General features: G+C 70.9%; 7 protein-coding genes. 2 read left to right on the top strand and 5 right to left on the bottom strand.

Translation table 11 applies throughout. The annotated features are described in order from the left end of the window. The 3 genes from ACFWEP_RS29350 to ACFWEP_RS29340 form a co-directional block, all read right to left on the bottom strand. On the bottom strand, positions 1 to 1,117 hold a 1,117-nt coding region (locus ACFWEP_RS29350), incomplete at its 3' end, for an Mrp/NBP35 family ATP-binding protein (protein ID WP_387374500.1). 42 nt (positions 1,118 to 1,159) lie between these two features. Next, on the bottom strand, positions 1,160 to 1,720 hold the full coding sequence (locus ACFWEP_RS29345) for a DUF1003 domain-containing protein (protein WP_387374498.1): 561 nt from the start codon (positions 1,718 to 1,720) through the stop codon (positions 1,160 to 1,162). Beyond that, positions 1,710 to 2,984 (bottom strand): magnesium transporter MgtE N-terminal domain-containing protein, encoded by a 1,275-nt coding sequence (locus tag ACFWEP_RS29340; protein WP_387374496.1) that lies wholly within the window; start codon positions 2,982 to 2,984, stop codon positions 1,710 to 1,712. Before ACFWEP_RS29340 ends, ACFWEP_RS29345 begins: the two co-directional genes overlap by 11 nt. Positions 2,985 to 3,215: 231 nt before the next feature. Here ACFWEP_RS29340 and ACFWEP_RS29335 point away from each other — a divergent pair, with 231 nt between their 5' ends. Next, positions 3,216 to 3,983 carry a hypothetical protein gene (locus ACFWEP_RS29335; protein ID WP_387374494.1) on the top strand — a complete coding sequence of 256 codons (768 nt, stop codon included), beginning with the start codon at positions 3,216 to 3,218 and terminating at the stop codon, positions 3,981 to 3,983. Between the two features lie 116 nt (positions 3,984 to 4,099). On the opposite strand, the gene ACFWEP_RS29330 is transcribed toward ACFWEP_RS29335, so the two are convergent. Then, on the bottom strand, positions 4,100 to 4,615 hold the full coding sequence (locus ACFWEP_RS29330) for a hypothetical protein (RefSeq protein WP_387374492.1): 516 nt from the start codon (positions 4,613 to 4,615) through the stop codon (positions 4,100 to 4,102). A 51-nt stretch (positions 4,616 to 4,666) separates the two neighbouring features. Beyond that, entirely contained in the window at positions 4,667 to 5,794 is a 1,128-nt protein-coding gene (locus ACFWEP_RS29325; protein WP_387374490.1) for a magnesium and cobalt transport protein CorA, read from the bottom strand. A 416-nt stretch (positions 5,795 to 6,210) separates the two neighbouring features. On the opposite strand from ACFWEP_RS29325, the gene ACFWEP_RS29320 reads away from it, so the two are divergent. Continuing rightward, the gene (locus tag ACFWEP_RS29320) at positions 6,211 to 6,795 is read left to right on the top strand and encodes a suppressor of fused domain protein (RefSeq protein ID WP_387374489.1); all 585 of its coding nucleotides are present in this window, start codon (positions 6,211 to 6,213) and stop codon (positions 6,793 to 6,795) included. Positions 6,796 to 6,885: the final 90 nt, after the last annotated feature.

Raw genomic sequence — 6,885 nt, 5'->3', positions numbered from 1 at the left:
GGGTGATGCCCAGCGACATGCCGGACAGGCCGCGCTGACGGCCCCCCAGCTTCTCCGCGATGGAGCGGAGCGCGCGCCCGGCGGGGGAGTCCGGGTCGGAGAGCACGACGGGCTTGCCCTCGTCGCCGCCCTCGCGGAGCCGTACGTCGATCGGGATCGAACCGAGCACCGGCACCTCGGCGCCGATCGTCTTGGTCAGACCGTCCGCCACCCGCTGCCCGCCGCCGCTGCCGAACACGTCGACCATCTCGTCGCAGTGCGGGCACGGCATGCCCGACATGTTCTCCACGACACCGGCGATCTTCTGGTGCGTCTGCACCGCGATCGAACCGGCCCGCTCCGCGACCTCGGCCGCCGCCTGCTGCGGGGTGGTGACGACGAGGATCTCGGCGTTCGGCACGAGCTGCGCCACCGAGATCGCGATGTCACCGGTGCCCGGCGGCAGGTCGAGCAGCAGGACGTCGAGGTCGCCCCAGTAGACGTCGGCGAGGAACTGCTGGAGTGCGCGGTGCAGCATCGGGCCGCGCCAGACCACCGGGGCGTTGCCCGGGGTGAACATGCCGATGGAGATGACCTTCACGCCGTGCGCGGACGGCGGCATGATCATGTTCTCGACCTGGGTGGGCTTGCCGTCCGCACCGAGCATGCGGGGCACGCTGTGGCCGTAGATGTCCGCGTCGACGACGCCGACCTTCAGCCCGTCGGCCGCCATCGCCGCGGCGAGGTTGACCGTCACCGAGGACTTGCCGACGCCGCCCTTGCCGGAGGCGACCGCGTAGACGCGGGTGAGCGACCCGGGCTTGGCGAAGGGCACCTCGCGCTCGGCCGTACCGCCGCGCAGCGCGCCCGCCAGCTCCTTGCGCTGCTCGTCGCTCATCACGTCGAGGGTGACCTCGACCCGCGAGACGCCTTCGACCGCCGCGACCGCGTCGGTCACGTTCCGGGTGATGGTCTCGCGCATCGGGCAGCCGGAGACCGTGAGGTACACCGTGACAGCCACCACACCGTCAGGATCGATCTCGACCGATTTCACCATGCCGAGTTCGGTGATCGGGCGGTGGATCTCCGGGTCGTTCACTGTCGCCAGTGCTTCACGCACCGCGTCTTCCGTAGCCATACGACGATGTTACGGCGCGTGGAGCTACGCGCGGGTAGCCCTTCAGCGGTCGCCTTCGTCACTCTCGGACGGGAGGAGGACGCGCCGGTCCTCCAAGTCCCTCACGAGGTCCTCCAGCTCCGAGCGGATCCAGTCGCGGGTGGCGACCTCGCCGAGGCCCATCCGCAGCGCCGCGATCTCCCGGGTGAGGAACTCGGTGTCGGCGATGGACCGCTCGTTCTGCTTGCGGTCCTGCTCGTGGGTGACCCGGTCCCGGTCGTCCTGGCGGTTCTGCGCGAGGAGGATCAGCGGCGCCGCGTACGAGGCCTGGAGCGAGAGCATCAGCGTCAGGAAGATGAACGGGTACTCGTCGAACCGCAGCGCGGTCGGCGCGAAGATGTTCCAGAGCACCCAGATGATGATGATCAGCGTCATCCAGACGATGAACCGCCCGGTGCCCAGGAAGCGGGCGATCCGCTCCGAGAACCGGCCGAACGCCTCGGGGTCGTACTCCGGAAGGAGCCGGCGGCGCGGCGACTTCGGCTGGTCCAGCCGGAACCGGGGCGGGCGCACCATCCCGGAAGAACCCGTGGACGCCGCCTTCGTACGCTCCTCAGCGGCCACGGGCGATCCCCTCCTCGCCGTGGAAGTCGGTCTCCCGCCAGTCCTCCGGCAGCAGGTGGTCCAGCACGTCGTCGACGGTCACCGCGCCCAGCAGCGAGCCGCTCTCGTCCACCACGGGCACCGAGACCAGGTTGTACGCGGCCAGATAACTGGTGACCACCGCCAGCGGGGTGTCCGGCGGCAGCGGCACGAGGTCGCTGTCCACGATCGAGCTGACCAGGGCGAACGGTGGATCGCGCAGCAACCGCTGGAAGTGCACGGTCCCGAGGTACTTGCCGGTGGGCGTCTCGTCGGGCGACCGGCAGACGTACACCTGGGCGGCGAGCGCGGGGGAGAGGTCGGACTGCCGCACCCGGGCGAGCGCGTCCGCGACGGTGGCGTCCGGGCGCAGCACGATCGGCTCGGTCGTCATCAGACCGCCCGCCGTCCGGTCCTCGTAACTCATCAGCCGCCGCACGTCGGCCGCGTCGTCCGGGCGCATCAGCGTCAGCAGCCGCTCCTTGTCCGCCTCGGGCAGCTCGGAGAGCAGGTCCGCCGCGTCGTCCGGGTCCATCGCCTCCAGCACGTCCGCCGCGCGCTCTTCCTTGAGCTTGCCGAGGATCTCCACCTGGTCGTCCTCCGGCAGCTCCTCCAGCACGTCGGCGAGCCGGTCGTCGTCGAGGGCGGCGGCCACCTCCGCCCGGCGCTTGGGCGTCAGGTGGTGCAGCGCGTTGGCGACGTCGGCGGGGCGCAGCCGTTCGAAGGTGGCGACCAGGCTCTCGGCGCCCTGCCCGTGCTCCTCCAGTGCGAAGCCGCTGACCGCCGACCAGTCGACGGTCAGCGTCTCGCCCTTGCGGCGCAGCGCCCCACCGCGCCCCTTGCGGACGAAGTACTTGTCGATCTCCCAGTCGCGGCGGGCCGGCAGCTGGTGGATGGCCACGTCGAGGACGGTGACCTCCTCGCCGCTCTCCGCGAGCCGCACCCGCCGGTCCAGGAACTCACCGAGCACCAGACGCTCGGTGGGACGCTGTTCGAAGCGCCGCATGTTGACCACGCCGGTGGTGATGACCTGGCCGGACTCGACGCCCGTCACCCGGGTCATCGGCAGGAAGATCCGCCGTCGGCTGACCACCTCCACCACCATGCCGAGCAGCCGGGGCGGCCTGCCGCCGACGCGCAACATCGCCACCAGGTCGCGGACCCGGCCGACCTGGTCGCCGTTGGGATCGAAGACCGGGACCCCGGAGAGGTGCGAGACGTAGACCCTGGGCGCGCCCGATGCCATCGCGCACCCCTTCCGTGCCGGTTGCCGCGTGCCGTGCCCGACGTGGTCGTGCCACGGCACGTCAGGGGCGTCGGGTGACGCCGGTATGCCGGATTCAGGCTAGCCGGTACCGCTGTGTACCGCTGTGTACCGGCCCCGGAGCACCCCCGGACGGCTCCCTTCCGGGTGATACCCGAACCCCGGGTACGCTGCCGCTTGCCATCCCACACGTATGACGAGAGGCAAGCACGCGTGACCTCCTACGCTTCCGCCGTACGGGCCGGACGCACCGCGCTCGCCGTGGCACTCGGGGCGGGACTCGCCCTGGGCCTCACCGGTTGCGCGGGCGACGACCCCGACAAGGGTACGAACGGAATCGGCAAGCTCTCCGCCACCGAGATCGACACCCGGGCCAGAGCCGCCGCCGACGCCGCCACGGCAGTCCACCTGGCGGGCACCCTCATCAGCAAGGACGGCAGCTACACCCTCGACATGCGGCTCAACGCCGACGGCGGGACCGGTTCCGTCACCTCGCGGGAGAACACCTTCGCCGTCCTCCGGGTCGGCGACGACCTCTACCTCAAGGCGGACGCCGCCTTCTGGAACGCCGAGCAGGATGCACAGGACGGGGACGAGGGGGACGGCGACGAAGAGGCCGCCAAGAAACTGGACGGCAAGTACGTCAAGGTGCCCGAGGACGACCCCACGTACAAGCGGCTGCGCGGCTTCACCGAGAAGGGCACCCTGCTCGACGGGCTCCTCGCCCTGCACGGCACCGTCAGCAAGGGCGACCGGGACAAGGTCACCGGCGTCCCCACCATCCAGATCCTGGGCGGCAAGGGTGAGGGCGGCGCACTCGACGTGTCGCTCAAGGGCACCCCCTATCCCGTCCGGGTGGCGCGCGGCGGCGGTGGCGGCACGGTCACCCTCGCCGAATGGGGCCGCTCCTTCGAACTGGCGGCCCCGCCCAGGGACGACACCGTCGACTACAGCGGCCAGCTGCCGAAGGATTCCGGCTGAGGGTCCGAACCCGATGCTCAACGGGCACCAGGCATGGCTGGACGGTCTCGTCGGCGCCGCGTCCGGGAAAACGGCCCGCTGAACCGTGCCCGGCCGTCGGTCCGGCCGGGCCGTGCTCAATCCGCGCGGCGGCGCTTCTTCAGCAGCAGCCGGGGGAGCCCGGCCGGTACCGGTTCGCGGGTGATCGCCGGGGTGGCGAGCGGGCGGGCGGCGAGCGAGGTGTCCGGCAGGTCGGTGGTGTGCGCCACGGGCGTCAGCCGCACCACCCGGCAGTCGCTCGCCCAGCGCTCGGTGAGCCGCTCCGCGTCCGGTGCGTTCAGCCGCTTCCCCTTCAGCTCCGCGACCGCCGCCTCCCACTCCTCGGAGTGCGGGGCGAGCTCGTCCACCTCGGCGGTCCAGGCGACGATCCGGCCGCCCTTGTCCTTGCTGCGCACCGTCACCTCGGCCCGCGCGCGGGCCGTCAGCCCGTCCGGGAGCGGCTGCTCGCCGGGTCCGCCGACGAGCAGCGCCGCGCCCTCGTGCCAGACGTGCCAGAGCGCCCGGGCGGCGCCGGAGGCGCGCACCCAGACCAGGCCGGACTTCTTGGTGGCCTCCTCGACGAGGGCCTGCCCGAGCAGCGAGTCAGCAGTCATGGCGAAGAGCCTAACGGCCCGCCGTACGGGCGCGCGTGGGCCCGAGGGGGACTACAGCCAGCCGTTGCGCTTCAGCGTCCGGTGGATGGAGAAACAGACCACGGCGATGACGCCCAGCACCATCGGATAGCCGTACGTCCACTCCAGCTCCGGCATGTGCTCGAAGTTCATGCCGTAGACCCCGCAGATCATCGTGGGTACGGCGACGATGGCGGCCCAGGACGTGATCTTGCGCATGTCCTCGTTCTGGGTGACGGTCGCCTGCGCCAGATTGGCCTGCAGGATCGAGTTCAGCAGCTCGTCGAAGCCGAGGACCTCCTCCTGCACCCGGGAGAGGTGGTCGGCCACGTCACGGAAGTACTTCTGGATGTCCGGGTCGATCAGCCGCATCGGCCGCTCACTGAGGAGCTGCATGGGCCGCTGGAGCGGCGAGACGGCCCGCTTGAACTCCAGCACCTCACGCTTGAGTTGGTAGATCCGCCCGGCGTCGGTGCCGCGCGCGCTGCCCTTCGCCGGGGTGGAGAAGACGTCGATCTCCACCTCGTCGATGTCGTCCTGCATCGCACCGGCCACCGCGATGTACCCGTCCACCACGTGGTCGGCGATGGAGTGCAGCACGGCCGACGGGCCCTTGGCGAGCAGCTCCGGATCGTCCTGGAGGCGGTGGCGCAGCGCGCGAAGCGAGCCCTGGCCGCCGTGCCGGACGGTGATCACGAAGTCCCGGCCGGTGAAGCACATCACCTCGCCGGTCTCGACGACCTCGCTGGTCGCGGTGAGCTCGGCGTGCTCGACGTAGTGGATGGTCTTGAAGACGGTGAAGAGCGTGTCGTCGTACCGCTCCAGCTTCGGCCGCTGGTGTGCGTGGACCGCGTCCTCCACCGCCAGCGGGTGCAGCCCGAACTCCCTGGCGATGACCGCGAATTCGGCCTCGGTGGGTTCGTGCAGCCCGATCCAGGCGAAGCCGCCGCCCTCGCGCACCCGCAGCATCGCCTCGTGCGGGGTCTGGCAGGCGGAGGCCTCCATGCGGCGGCCGTCGCGGTAGACCGCGCAGTCCACCACGGCGCTGGAGGCGGACGGGTCGCGGGTGGTGTCGTAACCGGTGTACGGGGCGGGGGACTTGCGGAGGGAGGGCCGCAGGGACGGGCGCACGGCGGCGCGCAGGTCACGGATCATGGACATGGCAGGCTCCTACACGAAAGGGCCGTGCGGTGCGCGCAGGCGGAACAGCCCGGAATGGAGACGTGGAAACCACGTCCGCAAAGCGGGCGGCACCGCGGAGCGGTGGCGACGGCGTTCGCTACAGACAGGCAAAAACGGGATGCTCTTCCGCCGTGCGACAAGCCACGAGCCCTGACCGAGAGGGCTTAAGAAATCACCGGGAAACGGTGTGGACGGAAGGGCGCTCGGTACTGCACGGTCGACTTGGATCCATGGCAGTCCCCACCTCCTCCGGTCGGTCCCCCGTGGGGGACGACGTGCTGTCGGGACGGAGAGGGCGCCGCGTCGCGCGCTGTCCCGACCGGCGGCCAGGCTATCAGTCGGCCAAGGGCCAATCCCTTACTTTGCCCGTTCGATACGCGTTCTATGCTCGCGACATGGAAGAAATTCTCGCGCTCGTCGAAGCCCGGCTACGCAACGCCCTGGGAGAGCCGGACGCCCGCGCCGCGGTCACCTTCCTCGGCACGGACCGCATCGAAGTGCTGCGCTTCCTCGACGGCGACGTGGTCCGGTACGCCACCCTCGGCATGTCCGCCCAGCCCATGGCGGACCCCACCTCGCCGCTCGCCGACCCGGTGAAGGGCCCCCGCGCCGAGCTGGTGCTCTCCGTGCGCGTGGGGCTGGCCGACACCGACCAGGTGCTGCGCCCGCTCGCCGTACTGGCGGCGTCCCCGCAGGTCGAAGGCGTGATCGTGGCCCCCGGCGCCTCCCTCGACCTGGGTGACCCGCTCTGGCCGTCCGCCCCCTTCTCCTCGGTGCTGGTGGCCGAGCCCGGCGGGCTGGTGGAGGACCTGGAGCTCGACGGGCCGATGGACCCGGTCCGCTTCCTGCCGCTGCTCCCGATGACCTCGAACGAGGCCGCGTGGAAGCGGGTCCGGGGCGCCCAGGAGCTCCAGGAGCGCTGGCTCTCGCACGGCACGGACCTGCGGGACCCGCTGCGGAACTCCGTGACCCTGGACTGAGGCACCCGTCCGTGTTCACCCGTCCGTGGCGTGCGTGTTGTGAATTTAAGTTCCCGGACACGGTACGTTTCGTTGTTGTATCTCTTATTG

This window comes from Streptomyces sp. NPDC060198 (assembly GCF_042728415.1).
Lineage (GTDB): Bacteria > Actinomycetota > Actinomycetes > Streptomycetales > Streptomycetaceae > Streptomyces.
This window is presented reverse-complemented; position numbering and strand designations above follow the sequence as displayed.